The sequence below is a fragment of the Actinomadura miaoliensis genome, assembly GCF_039536785.1.
Taxonomy (GTDB): Bacteria; Actinomycetota; Actinomycetes; order Streptosporangiales; family Streptosporangiaceae; genus Spirillospora; species Spirillospora miaoliensis.
The window spans coordinates 13,570-30,365 of sequence record NZ_BAAAZG010000011.1; the positions used below are offsets into that span (position 1 = coordinate 13,570).

General features: G+C 73.5%; 18 protein-coding genes, 1 tRNA gene and 1 pseudogene. 8 read left to right on the forward strand and 12 right to left on the reverse strand.

The annotated features are described in order from the left end of the window. Positions 1 to 66 precede the first annotated feature (66 nt). Together ABD811_RS10445 and ABD811_RS10450 are read right to left on the reverse strand one after the other, a co-directional pair. A complete protein-coding gene (locus ABD811_RS10445; RefSeq protein ID WP_344944520.1) occupies positions 67 to 369 on the reverse strand; it encodes an MTH1187 family thiamine-binding protein in 303 nt (100 codons plus the stop codon). 42 nt (positions 370 to 411) lie between these two features. Continuing rightward, complete coding sequence (locus ABD811_RS10450; protein ID WP_344944523.1) at positions 412 to 798, reverse strand: DUF7715 family protein; 387 nt, start codon at positions 796 to 798, stop codon at positions 412 to 414. A 121-nt stretch (positions 799 to 919) separates the two neighbouring features. On the opposite strand from ABD811_RS10450, the gene ABD811_RS10455 reads away from it, so the two are divergent. Next, positions 920 to 1,684 carry an enoyl-CoA hydratase-related protein gene (locus tag ABD811_RS10455; RefSeq protein WP_344944526.1) on the forward strand — a complete coding sequence of 255 codons (765 nt, stop codon included), beginning with the start codon at positions 920 to 922 and terminating at the stop codon, positions 1,682 to 1,684. Between the two features lie 10 nt (positions 1,685 to 1,694). Here ABD811_RS10455 and ABD811_RS10460 read toward each other — a convergent pair whose 3' ends face one another. Together ABD811_RS10460 and ABD811_RS10465 are read right to left on the reverse strand one after the other, a co-directional pair. Next, positions 1,695 to 2,771 carry a DUF6528 family protein gene (locus ABD811_RS10460; protein WP_344944528.1) on the reverse strand — a complete coding sequence of 359 codons (1,077 nt, stop codon included), beginning with the start codon at positions 2,769 to 2,771 and terminating at the stop codon, positions 1,695 to 1,697. Positions 2,772 to 2,889: 118 nt separating this feature from the next. After that, a complete protein-coding gene (locus ABD811_RS10465) occupies positions 2,890 to 3,294 on the reverse strand; it encodes a hypothetical protein (protein ID WP_344944531.1) in 405 nt (134 codons plus the stop codon). Between the two features lie 172 nt (positions 3,295 to 3,466). Here ABD811_RS10465 and ABD811_RS10470 point away from each other — a divergent pair, with 172 nt between their 5' ends. Beyond that, entirely contained in the window at positions 3,467 to 4,273 is an 807-nt protein-coding gene (locus tag ABD811_RS10470) for an enoyl-CoA hydratase/isomerase family protein (protein WP_344944534.1), read from the forward strand. A gap of 31 nt (positions 4,274 to 4,304) precedes the next feature. Here the strand turns inward: ABD811_RS10470 and ABD811_RS10475 are convergent, their stop codons facing one another. After that, positions 4,305 to 4,748 (reverse strand): hypothetical protein, encoded by a 444-nt coding sequence (locus ABD811_RS10475; RefSeq protein WP_344944537.1) that lies wholly within the window; start codon positions 4,746 to 4,748, stop codon positions 4,305 to 4,307. A gap of 161 nt (positions 4,749 to 4,909) precedes the next feature. Here ABD811_RS10475 and ABD811_RS10480 point away from each other — a divergent pair, with 161 nt between their 5' ends. Further along, entirely contained in the window at positions 4,910 to 5,884 is a 975-nt protein-coding gene (locus ABD811_RS10480) for a serine hydrolase (protein ID WP_344944540.1), read from the forward strand. 23 nt (positions 5,885 to 5,907) lie between these two features. Here ABD811_RS10480 and ABD811_RS10485 read toward each other — a convergent pair whose 3' ends face one another. The 3 genes from ABD811_RS10485 to ABD811_RS10495 form a co-directional block, all read right to left on the reverse strand. Then, a complete protein-coding gene (locus tag ABD811_RS10485) occupies positions 5,908 to 6,795 on the reverse strand; it encodes a hypothetical protein (RefSeq protein ID WP_344944543.1) in 888 nt (295 codons plus the stop codon). A gap of 3 nt (positions 6,796 to 6,798) precedes the next feature. Continuing rightward, complete coding sequence (locus tag ABD811_RS10490; protein WP_344944545.1) at positions 6,799 to 7,497, reverse strand: hypothetical protein; 699 nt, start codon at positions 7,495 to 7,497, stop codon at positions 6,799 to 6,801. A gap of 688 nt (positions 7,498 to 8,185) precedes the next feature. Continuing rightward, positions 8,186 to 8,259, reverse strand: a tRNA-Ile gene (locus ABD811_RS10495). A gap of 168 nt (positions 8,260 to 8,427) precedes the next feature. Here ABD811_RS10495 and ABD811_RS10500 point away from each other — a divergent pair. The 3 genes from ABD811_RS10500 to ABD811_RS10510 all read left to right on the forward strand — a co-directional run bounded on the left by ABD811_RS10500 (position 8,428) and on the right by ABD811_RS10510 (position 11,373). Then, positions 8,428 to 9,102, forward strand: coding sequence for an LppX_LprAFG lipoprotein (locus ABD811_RS10500; protein WP_344944548.1), 675 nt, complete (start codon positions 8,428 to 8,430; stop codon positions 9,100 to 9,102). After that, positions 9,099 to 10,640 carry an MFS transporter gene (locus tag ABD811_RS10505; RefSeq protein WP_344944551.1) on the forward strand — a complete coding sequence of 514 codons (1,542 nt, stop codon included), beginning with the start codon at positions 9,099 to 9,101 and terminating at the stop codon, positions 10,638 to 10,640. Before ABD811_RS10500 ends, ABD811_RS10505 begins: the two co-directional genes overlap by 4 nt. A 115-nt stretch (positions 10,641 to 10,755) precedes the next feature. Further along, complete coding sequence (locus ABD811_RS10510) at positions 10,756 to 11,373, forward strand: Rv1733c family protein (RefSeq protein WP_344944554.1); 618 nt, start codon at positions 10,756 to 10,758, stop codon at positions 11,371 to 11,373. 36 nt (positions 11,374 to 11,409) lie between these two features. Here ABD811_RS10510 and ABD811_RS10515 read toward each other — a convergent pair whose 3' ends face one another. Further along, on the reverse strand, positions 11,410 to 12,255 hold the full coding sequence (locus ABD811_RS10515; RefSeq protein WP_344944557.1) for an ABC transporter ATP-binding protein: 846 nt from the start codon (positions 12,253 to 12,255) through the stop codon (positions 11,410 to 11,412). 113 nt (positions 12,256 to 12,368) lie between these two features. Between ABD811_RS10515 and ABD811_RS10520 the strand changes: the two are divergent. Then, positions 12,369 to 12,680 (forward strand): annotated as a pseudogene (locus ABD811_RS10520) (RNA-guided endonuclease InsQ/TnpB family protein); the annotation flags it as partial. A 44-nt stretch (positions 12,681 to 12,724) separates the two neighbouring features. Here ABD811_RS10520 and ABD811_RS10525 read toward each other — a convergent pair. Beyond that, positions 12,725 to 13,777, reverse strand: coding sequence for a FecCD family ABC transporter permease (locus ABD811_RS10525; protein WP_344944560.1), 1,053 nt, complete (start codon positions 13,775 to 13,777; stop codon positions 12,725 to 12,727). Continuing rightward, complete coding sequence (locus tag ABD811_RS10530; RefSeq protein WP_344944563.1) at positions 13,774 to 14,859, reverse strand: FecCD family ABC transporter permease; 1,086 nt, start codon at positions 14,857 to 14,859, stop codon at positions 13,774 to 13,776. The genes ABD811_RS10525 and ABD811_RS10530 overlap by 4 nt, the downstream gene beginning before the upstream one ends. A gap of 72 nt (positions 14,860 to 14,931) precedes the next feature. Here ABD811_RS10530 and ABD811_RS10535 point away from each other — a divergent pair, with 72 nt between their 5' ends. After that, positions 14,932 to 15,963, forward strand: a complete 1,032-nt coding sequence (locus tag ABD811_RS10535; protein ID WP_344944566.1) for an ABC transporter substrate-binding protein — start codon at positions 14,932 to 14,934, stop codon at positions 15,961 to 15,963. Here the strand turns inward: ABD811_RS10535 and ABD811_RS10540 are convergent. Next, a complete protein-coding gene (locus ABD811_RS10540; RefSeq protein WP_344944569.1) occupies positions 15,956 to 16,705 on the reverse strand; it encodes a DUF72 domain-containing protein in 750 nt (249 codons plus the stop codon). The two genes, ABD811_RS10535 and ABD811_RS10540, sit on opposite strands and share 8 nt — an antisense overlap. Between the last annotated feature and the right edge of the window lie 91 nt (positions 16,706 to 16,796).

Here is a 16,796-nt window from a genome sequence, read left to right on the forward strand (position 1 = left end):
AAGACACCAACGAGCGGCGAACGGCTCGCGCCTTCCGCGGGCACACTGCGCCCAGGCCGTTCACGCTCAGGTTTGGTCTTCGGCGAGGTGGCGTTCGACGCTTTCGACCTTGGCGTCCAGGGCGCCGGTGACGCCGGGACGCAGGTCGGCCTTGATCACCAGGCTGACCCGGGGCGCGCGGGCGGCGACGGCGTCGGTGGCGGCCTTGACCACCGCCATCACCTCGTCCCACTCCCCCTCGACCGTGGTGAACATGGCGTCGGTGCGGTTGGGCAGGCCGCTGGCCCGCACCACGCGGACGGCCTCCGCCACCAGTTCACCGACGTTCTCCCCGACGCCGAGCGGGGTCACCGAGAACGCGACCAGCACGACAGCACCTCCCTGGGTCGATCTTCAGAAGCTGCCGTGATCCTAGGGCTGCACCACCTCGCGGACCACGATGTCGTCGAGGCGGCGCTCCACGATCGCGCCGACCGGCCAGTCGCGGACCAGGCAGCGCAGCTCGGCGGCCTCGTGCTCGGCGAACGTGGCGTCGTAGCCGCGCTGCTCCAGGCTGGAGCGCAGCGCCTCCACGTAGTCGGCCTCGGTGAAGCCGGCGACGTCCCGGACCATCGCGGTGGTGGTGGCGCGGTGGGAGTTGAGCCCGGCGAACGCGCGGCCGCAGCCGCAGTCGCCGTCGGGGTCGCCGCGGTCGCTGGCGCACACGACGCCGATGTGCACCAGCTCCCCCTCGACGCACCAGTGGAAGTCGTTGTCGCGGTAGCCCTGCGTGACGTTGGTGGCGGTGAGCAGCTTCAATGCGGATCCTTCCGGCCCGTCCGAACGACCCGGCCCAACCGTACGACGCGGGTCCGACATCCCATGGGGTTCGGGACCCGGCGTCTCCCGGAACGCGGGCCGGTGGCGTAGCGTCGAGGTCATGAACGATGTCCTGGTCGAGCGCGAAGGCCCGTTCACGACGATCACGATGAACCGGCCACGGCGCCGTAACGCGTTGTCCCGGGAGTTCCTGCTCGCGCTGAGCGAGACGTTCCGGCAGGTCGGCGACACCGACGCCCGCGGCGTGGTGCTGGCGGCGAACGGTCCGGTGTTCTCGGCCGGTCACGACTTCGCCGACATGGCCGGGGCGTCCCACGCCGACGTCCGCTCCCTGCTGCGGACGTGCACCGAGCTGATGCGGACGATCCAGTCGGTGCCGCAGGTCGTGGTGGCGCGGGTGCACGGCCTGGCGACGGCGGCGGGCTGCCAGCTGGTGGCCAGCTGCGACCTGGTCGTGGCGGGCGAGAGCGCGGGGTTCGCCGCGCCCGGCGGCAAGGGCGGCTGGTTCTGCCACACCCCGATGGTCGCGATCGCGCGCGACATCGGCCGCAAGCGGGCCATGGAGATGGCCCTCACCGGCGACGTGATCGACGCGCGCACGGCCTGCGAGTGGGGCCTGGTCAACCGGGTCGTCCCGGACGCCGACCTGGACAAGGCCGCCCTGGAGCTGCTGGAACGGGCCACCAAGGGCAGCCCGCGCAGCAAGGCCCTGGGCAAGCAGGCCATGTACGCCCAGCTGGACCGTCCCGAGCACGACGCCTACACCTACGCCATCGAGGTGATGGCCGCCTCCAGCCAGACCCCGGAGGCGCAGGAGGGCATGCGCGCCTTCCTGGACAAGCGGCCTCCGGAGTGGCCCGCCTAGCGTCCGGCGGTCACTGGTACCGGGGCACGAACCAGCGGGCCCGGTAGAACTGGGCGCCGCCCAGTACACGCGTGGCCTTCCTGTGCCTCGGACCGAAGAACTCCAGGGTGTCGGTGCACCAGGACGTGGCGCATCCCTTCTTGGGCCGGGTCAGCAGCACCTGCCCGGTCCACGGGTTGTTGCCCACGGCCTTGACGATGCGCTTGTTGACCCGCCTGGCGAGCCGGTAGCGGGTGGTGAAGGCGCCCCTGCGCTTGTCGTACTGGTAGACGCCGTAGTGGGTGGTGATCCACAGCCGGTTGCGGTTGCCGTAGACGGGGGCGAGGTCGTGGCCGCTGGCCGACGGCAGCCGCTTGCGCTTGACGACCCGCAGGGACGGGCGGTGCGCCTTGCCGCGCACCCGCAGGGCGATGAGGTGGTTCTCGCCGAGGGCCCACAGAAGCCGGCGGGACGGGTCCCACAGCACGCCGTGCGCGCCGGTGAGGTGGACCTGCGCGTGCTTGCGGGCGGCGCGTCCGCGCGAGGCGGCGTAGACGCGCACCCAGTCGCCGTTGGCCGCGGCCACCGCGACGTTGCCGTTGGGCAGCAGCTCGGCGGCGTGCAGGCCGCTGCGCCGGCCGGCGTTGACGGCCCACAGGCGCCTGCCGGTGGGGTACTGGATGGCCCCGACGAAGCCGGCGCCCTGTGCGGTGACCACGTAGGTCCGGCCGTGCCAGCGCCGCACCCGCACGTCCGACGCGCCGCCCCACGCGCCGGCGACGTCCCGGTATCCGCGTGCGGCCGTGGGCTTCCAGCTCCATCTCACGGCGCGTTTCCCCACCCAGGAGCGTTTGCTCGCGTCCAGCACGACGAGCCGGCGCCGGGCCTGGTCGCCGCCGATCACCAGGCCCTTCGCCCGTCCCTTGGGGTGGGCCGACGGCTTGGCCAGGGCGGGCCGCAGCTTCCTGGGCAGCGGGTCGGTCGGCGGGGCGGGGTCGGCGGCGGCGGGGGGCGCGCCGACGGCCGAGACCGCCGCGGCGACCGCGGCGGCGACAATTCGGCGGACGGTTCGCGAACGGGTTCTGCGGCGGACGGTGCGGCGCGGCATCGGGCCTCCTCCGGGTGACGGACGCAGCGGATGTAACGCTGCGTACCCGGGCGATTACAAATCAACGAGTGGCCCGCCGTGAAATCGAGGGAAGCGTGGCGTCCGCGTGAGGTACGGGTCAGGGGCCGCTCTGGCGGACAAACCCGTGGCGCGTCAAAAACTCCGACAGCCGCAGGCCGAGTCCGGTCAGGACACGGCCGGTGCCCCGGCAGGTCCGGCACGGCTGCTGCTCGGGTTCGTCGGGGCGGGTCCGCATGTGCTCGTCGATGGCCCGCTCGATGGCCAGCACGACGGTGGGCACCTCGGTCTCGGCGTCCGGGGCCTGCGCGGCGTGCGACAGGTCCGCGGCGCGGTGCGCGGCCTGCGCCACGCGGATCAGCTCGCCGGCGCGCTCGTGCCAGGCGCGCCACCGCACGCTGCGCACCAGGCCCGTCCCGCCGCACTCGCCGCAGGCGCACTCGAGCGCGGCGAGGAACCGGGCCCACTGCTCGGCGGAGGCGTCCGGGGGTTCAGGCGTCGTCATGGGGAGAGGCGAGGCCGGCACCGATTCTCCATCGCTTCGGAGTACGCGGCGCGCGCACCGGCAGGTTCACCGAGCGCCGTTCGGCCCGTCCCGGCCCCGGGCCGCGCCCGGACATGTTTATATGAAGGCCCCTTGTCTCGTACATGGGGCCACCAGGGAGGAGCGCCACCGGATGGCCTGGTCCGACTACGAGCGGCTGCGGTTCGAACGGCACGAGCACGGCGTGCTGCTCATCACGCTCGACCGTCCTGACAAGTACAACGCGGCCGACGAGCGGATGCACACCGAGATGGCCCGGGTGTGGCGGGACGTGTCCGCCGACCCGCAGACCCGGGTGGCCGTGGTGACCGGCGCGGGCAGGGCGTTCTCCGCGGGCGGCGACCTGGCCATGGTCGAGCGCATGGCGGGCGACCACGACCGGGTGTCGCACATGCTCACCGAGATGGGCGACCTGGTCTACAACATGGTCGACTGCGCCAAGCCGATCGTGTCGGCGATCAACGGGGTGGCGGTCGGCGCCGGGCTGGTCGTCGCGCTGCTGGCCGACATCTCCGTCTGCGCCGAGGACGCCCGCCTGGGCGACGGCCACGTGCGCCTGGGCGTGGCCGCCGGGGACCACGCGGCGATGATCTGGCCGCTGCTGGCGGGCATGGCCAAGGCCCGCTACCACCTGCTCACCGGCGAGATGGTCGACGGCGCGGAGGCGGAGCGCATCGGCCTGGTCAGCCGCGCGGTGCCGCGCGAGCAGGTGCTGGACGAGGCGATGCGCGTGGCACGGGTGCTGGCCACCGGGCCGCAGCAGGCGATCCGGCTGACCAGGCGCGCCCTGAACAACTGGCTCAGGACGGCGGGGCCGATCTTCGACCAGTCCGCCGCGTACGAGATGCTCACCTTCATGGGCCCGGACGTGCTGGAGGGGCTGGCCGCGCTGCGCGAGAAGCGCGAGCCGCGCTTCCCGTCGGCCCACCCGGAGGGCTGAGGCGCGCGTCCGCCCGGCGGCCCCCGCGGTCTCAGCCGAGGCGGCGGAACGCGGCCGCCGCGGCGATCCCGTACGCCAGGTGCGGCACCAGGTCCGACACCCAGTCCGTCGCCGACCAGCGGCGCGGGTCGCTGATGCCCAGCGCGGCCATCGGCGCGTTCGACCCGGCCATGGCCAGCGCCGTCAGCGCGACCACGCCGACCGGCCACGGCAGGCGCCGGGCGAGCGGCCCGTAGGCCACGGCGGCGCCGAGCCCGGTCGCGTACCCGAGTAGCGGCCCCAGCCCGGCCTTGCGGTTCTCGGCCTGCTCGCCCTCGCCGAGACCGACGTCGGCGGCCTCGGCCAGCCGCTGCACCACCTGCTCCGGCGTGCTGCTGGCGGGCCGGGCGCGCGCGGCCATGTCCAGGTAGGTGGCGACGTTGAGAGCCCCCGTACCGACGGCCCCCGCGATGAGTCCCTTAACGATCGTGCCCATGCCGCTGAGCTACCCGCCCCACCCCCACCCTCACGCCCCACCCCCAACCTCACGCCACGGCCCCGGGATCATGCCGCGGCCGTTACGCGGAGGAAACGGCGGCGTCGCCAGGATGCCGCCATGTCCGGAAGATCCTTCCTGTCGTCGCGCGGGGCGCCGTCATGGTGAGGCGTGCCGAGCACGCGCGGCCGTTCCGCGTCGCGCGGGTCCTGCGTGCCGGCGCGGCCGTCCTCGTGGGGGCGGCCACGCTCGCGTCCTCGTCCGCGTCCCTGCCGGCGGTCCACGTCCAGGTGCCCATGACACCGCTCATCGTGTCGGCACCGGAAACCGCCGCACCGCCGCCTCGGTCTAAAACACCGTCCCGCGAGCCGCGTCCCTCGTTCGGCAAGGCGGAGCGCAAGCGCCTGTCACGCGCGCTCGACCGCTACCTGAAAGGCAGGTCCGGGAGCGTGACGGTGGCGGTGACCGACCTCGCCGCCAGCCGCGCGGCCTTCGCCTACAACCCGAAGCTGCGACCGGTGACGGCCAGCACCGTCAAAGTCGACATCGTGATCGCCCTGCTGCTCAGGGCTCAGCGCCGGCACCGCGCCCTGACCGGGACCGAGCGGGCCCTCGCCGAACGGGCGATCAGGTTCAGCGACAACGCCGCGACGACCGAACTGTGGCATCTCATCGGCGGCGGCGCCGGGCTGGCCGCCGCCGCCAACAGGAGGCTTGGCCTGCGCCACACGCGTCCCGGCCCCGGCGACTTCTGGGGCAGCACCGTCACCAGCGCCGCCGATCAGCTCCGCGTCCTCGCCGCGCTGGCCTCCACACGCGGCCCGCTCACCGCCCGCAACCGCAAGTACGTCCTGGACCTGATGGCGGACGTGACGCCCACGCAGGCGTGGGGGGTCAGCGCGGCGGCCGGACGCGGCGACCGCGTCGCCCTCAAGAACGGCTGGCTGCCGCGCAAGGCCGACGCGGGCCGCTGGACGATCAACAGCATCGGCCGGGTGCGCGGCGGCGGTCACGACCTTCTGATCGCCGTCCTGTCGTCCGGCAACGCGTCCATGTCCGAGGGCGTCACGACCGTCGAGCACGTCGCCGAACTCGTCACCGCCTCCGTCGAGGGCTCGTCCTCAGCGGACGCCTGACCCGCCCGCGGCCGCCTGCCACCTCACGGCGCCAGATCGACCCTGATGTCGTCGCCGGAGTCCGGCAGCAGGATGACCGACGCTCCGTTGTCCCGCGTCCAGCCGGCGGGGAGCAGGAACCAGCGTCCCTGCGAGTGCGCGAGGGTGCGCAGCCCGTCGTAGCGGAAGGCGTACGCCGAGTCCTTGCCGTCGCTGAGCCGCGCCATGCCGACGCCCGGCGCCCTGATCTGCAGCCGCTGACGGCTGTACACGGTCGCCTTCGGCTGGAACATCAGCGACACCTCGATCGCCCGGGCGTCGGTCTCGCCCTGGCTCTGCGCCACGCTGGCCGTCGCCCAGAAGGCCGCGATCAGCAGGAGTCCGGCGACCAGACCCCGGCGCAGGGCGGCGTTGGAGTCGAGGACCGCCGCGACCCGGCCGGGCAGCGCCGCGCGGATCCGCGAGTTCTCCGCCGCGTAGTCGAGAAGCAGCGCCCCGGCGGCGAGGGCCACCGGGGAGACGAGCGGCCCGGCGAGCACCTCCGCACGGCGCTGCAGGCCGATCGCGCCGATGGCGAGCGTGATGAGCGCGACGGCCGCCAGCACGCCGCACGCGACCCGCCGCCACCGCAAGGCCAGCCGATCGAGAAGAAGGGCGAGCAGATGGTGCACGATGATCACGGCGACCCCGGTGACGAGCAGCGCCGCCAGCGGCGCGAACAGCGGCCCGGCGCTACGCACCAGGTAGTCGGTCGTCGTCAACCCGACGGTGCCGAGGTCCACGCCGAAGTAGCCGTACCGCGCCCGTTCGCGGGTGTACCCGAAGTAGTACAGCACCGCGGTCAGCACGCCGGCGGGCGCCAGCACCTTCGTGGCGAACCCCAGCAACGAACCGATCCCCCGGAACCCCGGGCCGGCCTCGTCCCCGGCCACCGATCAGGGACTCCCGCTCGGCCCCGGCTGCGGCGGCTGGGGCGGACCCGGCTCCGGCGTTTGCGGCGCCGTGGACCCGGTCTCACTGGGGGCGGGCGCGGGGACGGTCGTCTGCTGCCCTGGAGGCGAACTCACCGTGGCCGACGGCGACACCGAGGGCCCGCCCGTCTCCGAAGGCCCGGCGGGACGCCCCGCCGTCCCGACGATCTTGTTGAACACCTCGGAACTGCTCGCCCCGACGCGCAGGCACACCTGGGTGGGCCCGCACAGCGACTCACCGGGCGGCCGCGGATCGGTGATCTCGAAGTACTTGACCACCTGAGCCCCCGGCGCCGTGGTGGGCGCGCCCGGGGCGACCTTGGCGACAAGGCATGGATCCCGCTTGGCCCGGCAGGGCGTCTTCCCACTGCGGCGAAACGCCTCCTTGATCTTCTCCGAGCAGTCGCTGCCCACCTGCGGAAGATCGGTCGCCGCGCGGCACGCGTCGGCGATCTGCCGCACCTGGTCCTCGCTGAGCCGCGCCTGGGCGACGTTGGAGGAATGCGCCTGCACGTCCCCGCCGACGGCCAGCCCGCTCGGCTGCAACGGCAGCGGCGTCGTCGCCAGGCGCACCTTCCGCTCTCCCCCGCACCCCGCGGCCAGCGTGCAACCCAGAAGAATCACCACGGCACCGCCCAGCACACCCCGTTGCCGGAGATCCATGGCCCCCACACTCCATCCGCCGAACACCCCGATGCCCAGGAAACATCTCCACGACACCCACTCAAAAACCTCAACGACCAGGCGAAATACCAGCCCCTACAGCCACAGAACGACCAGCCGCTCCACTCCGACCCAACGCTGCGCACAGCCCCAAAATCGCGCACACCACATCGACGCCCCACACTCCCCCAAGCCGACGAACACACAGCCGCGCGGAACGAAGCGCCTCGCCAACCACGACGACCGAATTCGTGACCACCGGCAACATAAAGCGGCGCCCCCTCACCGCCGCCGGACACCCCGAGGACACGCCCCCGACACCGAAAACGACCACAGCCACCGACCAGCAGAACCCCCTCGGGGGCGCGCCCAGAAAACACGCGGCCCCTGGCGAAGGCGGCCGATAGCCGCCGAGCAGCAGGGCCCGGTCGGGGGGCTCCGGGGGGTCGTCCCCCCGGGAAACACAGCGGGCCCTGGCGAAGGCGGCCAGAGCCGCCGAGCAGCAGAGCCCGGTCGGGGGGCTCCGGGGGGTCGTCCCCCCGGGAAACACAGCGGGCCCTGGCGAAGGCGGCCAAAGCCGCCGAGCAGCAGAGCCCGGTCGGGGGGCTCCGGGGGGTCGTCCCCCCGGGAAACACAGCGGGCCCTGGCGAAGGCGGCCGAAAACCGCCGAGCAGCAGGGCCCGACTCGTGGGGCGGGCGGGACTCGAACCCGCGACCAAAGGATTATGAGTCCCCTGCTCTGACCGGCTGAGCTACCGCCCCGGGGTGTCCTCCGTGAAGTGCCGACTACGGAGGGGCTTGCCGCGGCAATGATAGCGGCGGGGGGTTGCGGGGGGCCACCGGGAAAGGCCGGGGTCCACCTTGAGGGGGGCATGATGTCATACCTCGTACCGAGTGACGGGGGTGGTGACCGGTCGGTAGGGTCCGCCTATGTTGAAGCGCGGAGTCATCGCTCTGGGGGTCGTGCTGGTCGCGGGGACGGCCTGCTCGGGCGGGGGCGGCGGAGGCGACGAGGGCGCGAAGCAGCCGCCGCCGCAGGACACGTTGCGGCAGGCTTCGCAGGCCATGCGGGATCTGCGGAGCGTGGCGTTCAGCGTGGCGACCGAGGGGAACCCGGGGGTGCCCCTCAAGGGCGGGGACATGCGGTTGCTGCGCGGCGGGGACGCCGAGGGGACGATCAACCTGGAGCAGTCCGGGCAGGCGGTCGAGATGAAGATCGTCGCGGTGGGCGAGACGTTCTACGTCAAGGGCGTGACGGGCGGGTGGCGGCGGTTCCCCAAGCAACTGGCCGCGGCGATGTACGACCCGTCGGCCGTGCTGGACCCGGACCGGGGCATCGCCAAGCTGCTGACGTCGGTGGCGCAGCCGCAGGCGGAGAAGACCGAGAAGGTGGACGGCAAGGACGCCTACAAGGTGCGGGGCACGCTGCCCAAGGACGTCATCGCCGGGCTCATCCCCGGGCTGAACGGGGACGTCAAGGGCCATGTGTGGGTGGGCACCGCCGACCACCGGCTGCTGAAGGTCAGGGGTGACGTCAACGACGGCACGGTCACGGTCAGGTTCACCGAGTTCGACGCGCCGTACAAGATCAGCGCCCCGGCATGACCCGGCGCCGCATCGCGATCGGGGTCGGCGGCGCGGTGGTGCTGCTGGCCGCGCTGGACGCCTACGTCGTCACCACGATCCTGGTGACGGTCGTCGGGGACCTGGGGATCCCGATCAACCGGCTGGAGCGGGTGACGCCGGTCGTCACCGGGTTCCTGCTGGGGTACGTGGCGGGGATGCCGCTGCTGGGGCGGCTGTCGGACCGGTTCGGGCGGCGGCCGGTCATCCAGCTGTGCCTGGTCGCGTTCGCGGCGGGGTCGGCGGTCACGGCGTGCGCCGAGGGCACGCAGTGGGCCGACGGGATCGTCACGCTGACGGCCGGGCGGCTGGTGCAGGGCCTGGCGGGCGGCGCGCTGCTGCCGGTGACGATGGCGCTGGCGGCCGACCTGTGGGAGGAGCGCAGGCGCCCGGTGGTACTGGGCGTGGTGGGCTCGGCGCAGGAGCTGGGCAGCGCGGTGGGGCCGCTGTACGGGGCGGCGCTGGCGGCCGCGCTGGACTGGCGCGCGATCTTCTGGATCAACATCCCGCTGACCGCGGCGGCCATGGTGGCGGTGCACTTCTGCGTGCCGGGCGGGCGGCCGCGCGAGCGGCCGGGCATCGACGTGGTGGGCGGGGTGCTGCTGGCGGCGGGGCTGGCGTTGGTCGTGGTGGGCGTCTACAACCCCGAGCCGGAGGAGTCGGCGCTGCCGCCGTGGGGGCTGCCCGTGCTCGCCGCGGGGGTCGCGGTCACGGCGGCGTTCGTGCTGTGGGAGACGCGGTCGCGGACCCGGCTGCTCGATCTGGAGGGGACGCGGCGCGGCCCGCTGTTCGCCACGCTCGGGGTGAGCCTGCTGTCGGGCGCCGCGCTGATGGTGACGCTGGTGGACGTGCAGCTCGTGGCGCAGACGCTGCTGGGCGAGGACACGATGGGCGGCGCGCTGATCCTGGCGCGGTTCCTGGTGGCGCTGCTGGTCGCGGCGTTCCTGGGCGGGCTGGCGGCCTGGCGGTTCGGTGAGCGGCCGCCGCTGGTGGCGGGGATGGCGATCGCGGCCCTGGGGTACGCGCTGATCGCCATGTGGCCCGAGGGGCTGCGGGACGCGGCGTACGGGCCGCTGCCGCGCATGGACGTCGATCTGGTCGTGACCGGCGCCGGCCTGGGGCTGGTGATCGCGCCGGTGTCGTCGGCGGTGCTGCGGACGGTCCCGGCGGCCCGGTACGGCATCGCGTCGGCGGCCGTGGTGGTGGCGCGCATGATGGGCATGCTGCTGGGGATCGCGGCGCTGTCGGCCTGGGGGTTCCACCGGTTCCACTCGCTGACCGCCGACCTGCAGACGCCGCTGCCGTTCCTGATGTCGCGGCAGGAGTTCGCGCGGCGGCTCGCCGAGTACCAGGAGGCGGTGCGGGACGCGCTGCGCACCGAGTACCAGGAGATCTTCTGGATCACCGCCGTGTTGTGCCTGGTGGGCGCGGTGCTGGCGCTGGCGGTGCGGGACGGGGGCCGGGTGTCCGGCGGGGCCGGGGAGGCCGTGGCCGAGACGGTGCCCGGGACGCGTTCGTGAAAAGCCGGGAAAACACCGCCTCGGGGTCGTGCTGATCATCCTGCACCGGAATATCCTGAGAAAAGATGGCTAAAAGCCCCTTGCCGGGAGTGGTCGCCCCGGGGAGGTGACGACGATGCGCAGGTCCGGCGTGGGCGGCGCGGCGCCGCCGATGCGACGGCTCCGTCGGCGGCTGGGCATGGAACGCAACGAGCTGCGCCGGCGCGTCGACCGTGTCCAGCGCGCGATCGCGCTGGCGTTGCTGGTCCTGCTGCTCGCCGCCGCGCCCCCGGTCGCCGCGTGGTGCGGCGGCCTGGCCTACGAGGCGGGGCTGCGGGCCGAGCGGCACGAGCACGCGCAGCGGCAGGAGGTCTGGGCGACGGTGGTCGCCACCGGCGGCATCGGGTCGGCCGGCGACCGGTACGTCCACGAGACGGTGCAGGCCACCTGGCCGCGGCCCGCCGACGGCAGGACGCGCACCGGAACGCTGCCGAGCTGGAAGGGCGCCGCGGTCGGCGCCCGCAAGCAGATCTGGGTGGACCGCGACGGCAGGCTGGCCGTGCGGCCGCGGCCGCACAGCCGGACGGTCACCGACGCGGTGTACGCGGGCGGCGCGGCGGCGCTGGGCGTCGGCGCCCCGGTGCTGCTGGCCTACGTGGTCGTCCGCCGCCGGTGCGACCGGCACCGCGACCGGATGTGGGACGCCGCCTGGGCCCGCATGGACACCGACGCGGGCCACAACCGCCCCTCCTGAGCGCCCCCTGGGCCGCCACCACTGCGCCGCGCGGCCTCAGACGCGGACGCGGTGACGCGCGGCCGGGACGACCAGCGGCGTGCCGGTCTCCGGGTCGTCGATCACGCGGCAGGGCAGGCGGAACACCTCCTCGACGAGTTCGGCCGTGACCACGTCGCCGGGCGCGCCCTCGGCGACGATCCGCCCGCCGCGCATGGCGATCAGGTGGGTGGCGTAGCGGGCGGCGTGGTTGAGATCGTGCAGGACGGCGACGACGGTGCGTCCCTCGTCGTGCAGGCGGGCGCACAGGTCCAGCACCTCGATCTGGTGGGCGATGTCGAGGTAGGTGGTGGGCTCGTCCAGCAGCAGCAGCGGGGTCTGCTGGGCCAGCACCATGGCGATCCACACGCGCTGGCGCTGCCCGCCCGACAGCTCGTCGACCGGACGGTCGGCCAGGTCGGCCACGCCGGTGGCGGCCATGGACTCGGCGATGACCCGTTCGTCCTCCTTCGACCACTGCCGCAGGAGGCTCTGGTGCGGGTAGCGGCCGCGCGCCACCAGGTCGGCGACGGTGATGCCGTCGGGGGCGACGGACGACTGCGGCAGCAGCCCGAGGGTGCGGGCCAGGCGTTTGGCGGGCCAGTCGGCGATGCTCCGCCCGTCCAGGACGACGGTGCCGGCGGCGGGCTTGAGAATGCGCGCCAGTGCCCGCAGCAGCGTCGACTTGCCGCACGCGTTCGGCCCCACGATCACGGTGAACGACCGGTCGGGCACCGCGACGCTCAGCCCCTCGGCGATCGTGCGCCGCTCGTAGGCCAGCGTCAGCTCCGTCCCCCGCAACCGCGCCCCGGCGTCGTCACCGGCGGACGCCCCTCCGTGTCCCTCGGACAGGCCAACGCTCATCGATCCTCCTTCAACATGGCGACCCCGGGCTTGCGCCCTGGAGAGCAAACACTCACCACGCGGCACCATGAATCCAAGCCAGGGTTGACTGATCTTGTGTTTGGGCCTGAGCCATGGCGCAGATCGCGAAGCGGGCCTACAAGTACCGCTTTTACCCGACCCCCGAGCAGGCTCGGGTGCTCGCCCGGACGTTCGGCTGCGTGCGCCTGGTCTACAACAAGGCACTGCAGGAACGCACCTGCGCCTACACAGGAGAGCGCCGCCGAGTCTCGTATGTGGAGACTTCCGCGTGGCTGACAGCCTGGAAACGCAGCGAAGAACTGGCGTTTCTTTCCGAGGTGTCCAGCGTCCCGCTCCAGCAGGCGCTGCGGCACCTGCAAGCGGGGTTCGCCAACTTCTTCGCCGGACGCGCCGGGTATCCGAGACCCGTGAGGTTTGGAATCCCCCGGCTTCAGGAGTGGGGGGGAAGTCAAATTCGTCCGTTTCTGCGTTCGGTCACCAGCAGCCATACCAGGTAGGCGCCGCCCAGGAGCCCGGTCACCACGCCCACGGGCAGCTGGTGGCCGGGGAAGGTGCGTTGTCCCGCGAAGTCGGCGGTCACCAGCAGCGCCGCGCCCATGCACAGCGACGGCAGCAGGTTGGGGCCGGGGGTGCGGGTCAGGCGCCGCGCCAGCTGCGGCGCGGTGAGCGCGACGAACGACACCGGCCCGGCCGCGGCGGCGGCGAACGCGGCCAGCAGCACCGCCGTGGCCAGCAGCAGCGTCCGGACGCGGTGGACCGGCACGCCCAGGCCGTGCGCGGCGTCGTCACCGAGTTCCAGCATGCGTAGCTGGCGGCCGCAGCCGACCACCACCAGCGGCACCAGCACCGCCAGCGCGACCAGCAGCGGCGCGGCGTCGGCCCAGTCGCGGCCGTCCAGGCTGCCGGTCAGCCACAGCACGGCCCGGGCGGCGTCGGTGATCTGCGCCCGGGTGAGCAGGTAGCCGTTGACGCCGGTGAGCATGGCGGCCACGCCGATGCCGACGAGCACCAGCCGCTGGCCGTGCGCGCCGTGCCGTCCGGCCAGCAGGTAGATCGCCACGCCGGTGACCACGCCGCCGGCGACCGCGCCGCCCGCCACCGCGACGCCGGACCCGCCGGTCACCGCGATCATGACGAGCACGCCGGCGGACGCGCCCTGGGTGAAGCCGAGGATGTCGGGGCTGCCCAGCGGGTTGCGCACCAGCGACTGGAAGATCGCGCCGGCCAGGCCGAGGGCGGCGCCGACGGCCAGCGCGGTCGCGGCGCGCGGCAGGCGCAGCTCGCGGACGATGAACGTCTCGGCGGGGCCGCCGCCGCCGAGCAGCGTGCGCACCACCTCGGCGGGGCCCATGGGGTAGTCGCCGCTGCCGATGGCCAGCACGCCGACCGCCAGCGCGACCAGCAGGCACGCCGCCGCGACGACGAGCGCGCGCGTCCGGAACCGCAGGGACAGCCCGCCGCCCGTGCCCGTCCGGACGACGCCGTACCGCGCCACGCTCATGAGTTCACCGCCCGGCGGCGGCGGATGAAGTGCAGGAACACCGGCCCTCCCAACACGGCGGTGACGATGCCGACCTGAACCTCGGAGGGCCGTGCCAGGACGCGTCCCAGCACGTCGGCGCCGAGCATGATGGCGGGCGACAGCACGGCGCAGTACGGCAGCAGCCAGCGCAGGTCGGGGCCGGTCAGGGCGCGCACCAGGTGCGGCACCATGAGGCCGACGAACACGATCGGCCCGCACGCCGCCGTGGCCGCCCCGCACAGCAGGGTCACGGTGACGATCCCCACGGCGCGGGTGCGGCCCGGGGACGTGCCCAGCGCGCGCGCCGCGTCGTCGCCCATGGTGAGGGCGTTCAGGGGGCGCGCCAGCGCGAGCGCCAGCACCAGCCCGAGGGCGATGAACGGCGCGACGCGCACGACTGTGTCGCCTTGTGCCGCGGCCAGCGACCCGACCGTCCAGAACCGCATGCGGTCGAGCGACACGGTGTCGAGCAGCTGCACGGCGTTGACGTAGGAGTAGAGCGCCGCGTTGAGGGCGGCCCCGGCGAGGGCGAGCCGGGCCGGGGTGGCGTTGCGTCCGCCGCCCACCGCGTACAGCACGACGGCCACCGCGCCGGCCCCCGCCAACGCGAACCACACGAAGCCCAGGAACGACACGATCCCGAGGAAGGAGATGGCCGACACCACCGCCGCGGCCGCGCCCGCGCTGATGCCCAGCAGCCCGGGGTCGGCGATCGGGTTGCGGGTGAGCGACTGCATGACGGCGCCGGCCAGGCCCAGCGCCATGCCCACGAGCAGCCCGAGCAGCGTGCGCGGCAGCCGCATCTGGTGGACGACCGGGTAGCCGGACGACGCCTCGTCGACGAGCCCGCGCCACACCTCACCGGGCGACAGCGGTTTGGCGCCGACGGCCAGGCTCAGCAGCACGAGGACGAGCAGTACGCCCGCGGCCGCCGCCAGCCCGGCGGCGCGCGTCATCCGGCGTCCGGCGGCGGGCGCCCGGGCCTCGGGGACGGGCGGGGAGGTGGTCAGCGACAACTCGGTGCTCCGGCGGGGAGGGGGACGGCGCCCGGCTCTGGACAAGATATTAGGTTAGGTTAACCTAAGCCACAATTCGGACATGGGTCCCTCCAGTAACGGAAAGAACGATGCGCGATGTCTGACACAGCCCGTCTGCCCCTGCTCACCCGCCGTACCGTGCTCGGCGCGGGCGGCGCGGCCGCCCTCGGCGCGCTGCTGGCCGCCTGCGGAGGCGGCGACTCGTCCGCGGACGGCTCCGGATCGGGCTCGGGCGCCTGGACGTTCACCGACGACCGCGGCACCAAGGTCTCGCTGAAGTCCCGGCCGCGGCGGGTGGTCGCCTACATCGGCTCCGCCGCCGCCCTGCACGACTTCGGCGTCACCGACCAGATCGTGGGCGTGTACGGGCCGACCAAGCTCAAGGACGGGCGTCCCGACCCGCAGGCGGGCCGGGTCCCGGTCGACAAGGTGACGATCATCGGCAACGCCTACGGCGAGTTCAACCTGGAGAAGTACGCCGCGCTGCGGCCCGAGCTGCTGATCGACAACATGTTCGTGCCTGGCGAGCTGTTCTACGTGCCCGCCGAGAGCAAGGAGAAGATCTTCGCGCTGGCGCCCAGCATCGCCGTGTCCACCGGCTCGGCCGCGCTGCCCAAGCCGATCGAGCGCTTCGCCCAGCTGGCCGCCGCGCTCGGCGCCGACACCAGGAGCGCGCAGGTCACCCAGGCCAAGGCCCGGTTCGACAAGGCGGCGCAGGCGGTGCGCGACGCGGTGGGCGCCAACAAGGGCATCAAGGTGCTGGCCGCCTCCGCCAGCCCCGACCTGTTCTACGCCTCCAACCCCGGCAAGAACAGCGACCTGATGTACTTCCGCGAGCTCGGCGTCGACGTCATCGTCCCCGACAAGATCGACAAGGACGGTTACTTCGAGAGCCTGAGCTGGGAGAACGCCGACAAGTACCGGGCCGACGTGATCATGCTGGACAGCCGTACGCAGGCCCTGCAGCCCAAGGACCTCGGTTCCAGGCCGTCCTGGAAGGACCTGCCCGCCGTCAAGGCGAACCAGGTCATCGGCTGGCAGCCCGAACCGGTCTTCTCCTACACCGGCTGCGCGCCGATCCTGGAGACGCTCGCGCAGACCCTCAAGGCCGCCAAAAAGATCACCTGACCGCGTCCGAAACCCGGGCCCGCCGTGCCAGCTCGGTGAAGCGCAGGGCGTTGCGGACGGCCGCCCCGCCGGGGTCGTTGTTGAAGTAGACGTAGACGTCGGCGCCGGGCTCCCAGGCGCCGCCGACGCGCCGGATCCAGGACGTGAGGGCCTGGTCGCCGTACGCGGGCCACGGCACGGCCGCCCCCTGGTGCAGCCGCACGTATCCCCAGTCGGCCGTGCGCCACAGCGGGGTGACGGGGCGGCTGAGGACGTCCGCCCAGCACAGGGCCGCGCCGTGCCGTTCCAGCACGGCGCGGATCTCGTCGGTCCACCAGCTCGGGTGCCGCGGCTCGACGGCGACGCGCACCCCGGCCGGGAAGCGGGCCAGGCACGCGGCGAGCCGGTCGGCGTCGGCGTGCAGGGTCGGGGGGAGCTGCAGCAGGATCGGGCCGAGCTTGCCGCCGAGCCCCTGCGCCGCCTCCATCAGGCGGGCGACGGGCTCGGCGGGCTCCTGCAGCCGTTTGATGTGGGTGAGGAACCGGCTGGCCTTCACCGCCATGACGAACCCGTCGGGCGTGCGGGCGGCCCAGTTCTCGAACGTCTCCCGCTTGGGCAGCCGGTAGAACGCGGCGTTGCTCTCCACCGTCTCGAAGCATTCGGCGTACCGCTCCAGCCACAGCCGCTGCGGCACGCCCTGCGGGTACAGCACGCCGCGCCAGTGCGCGTACTGCCAGCCCGAACAGCCCACAAGCATCGCCATCGCGCTCTCCTCACATCCGGTGGACGCGGCCCTCGACGCCCCGCTCTCCGGACGGCGGCCCCTCGCCGGCGTCGACGGCGCCGATGCGGGG

Coding starts and splice junctions, on each gene's coding strand:
- ABD811_RS10490 (WP_344944545.1), bottom strand. CDS start 7,497: ATGGATCTCCGGCAACGGGGTGTGCTGGGCGGTGCCGTGGTGATTCTT.
- ABD811_RS10535 (WP_344944566.1), top strand. CDS start 14,932: ATGTCTGACACAGCCCGTCTGCCCCTGCTCACCCGCCGTACCGTGCTC.
- ABD811_RS10540 (WP_344944569.1), bottom strand. CDS start 16,705: ATGGCGATGCTTGTGGGCTGTTCGGGCTGGCAGTACGCGCACTGGCGC.
- ABD811_RS10470 (WP_344944534.1), top strand. CDS start 3,467: ATGGCCTGGTCCGACTACGAGCGGCTGCGGTTCGAACGGCACGAGCAC.
- ABD811_RS10525 (WP_344944560.1), bottom strand. CDS start 13,777: ATGAGCGTGGCGCGGTACGGCGTCGTCCGGACGGGCACGGGCGGCGGG.
- ABD811_RS10460 (WP_344944528.1), bottom strand. CDS start 2,771: ATGCCGCGCCGCACCGTCCGCCGCAGAACCCGTTCGCGAACCGTCCGC.
- ABD811_RS10465 (WP_344944531.1), bottom strand. CDS start 3,294: ATGACGACGCCTGAACCCCCGGACGCCTCCGCCGAGCAGTGGGCCCGG.
- ABD811_RS10510 (WP_344944554.1), top strand. CDS start 10,756: ATGCGCAGGTCCGGCGTGGGCGGCGCGGCGCCGCCGATGCGACGGCTC.
- ABD811_RS10500 (WP_344944548.1), top strand. CDS start 8,428: ATGTTGAAGCGCGGAGTCATCGCTCTGGGGGTCGTGCTGGTCGCGGGG.
- ABD811_RS10455 (WP_344944526.1), top strand. CDS start 920: ATGAACGATGTCCTGGTCGAGCGCGAAGGCCCGTTCACGACGATCACG.
- ABD811_RS10475 (WP_344944537.1), bottom strand. CDS start 4,748: ATGGGCACGATCGTTAAGGGACTCATCGCGGGGGCCGTCGGTACGGGG.
- ABD811_RS10505 (WP_344944551.1), top strand. CDS start 9,099: ATGACCCGGCGCCGCATCGCGATCGGGGTCGGCGGCGCGGTGGTGCTG.
- ABD811_RS10480 (WP_344944540.1), top strand. CDS start 4,910: ATGGTGAGGCGTGCCGAGCACGCGCGGCCGTTCCGCGTCGCGCGGGTC.
- ABD811_RS10515 (WP_344944557.1), bottom strand. CDS start 12,255: ATGAGCGTTGGCCTGTCCGAGGGACACGGAGGGGCGTCCGCCGGTGAC.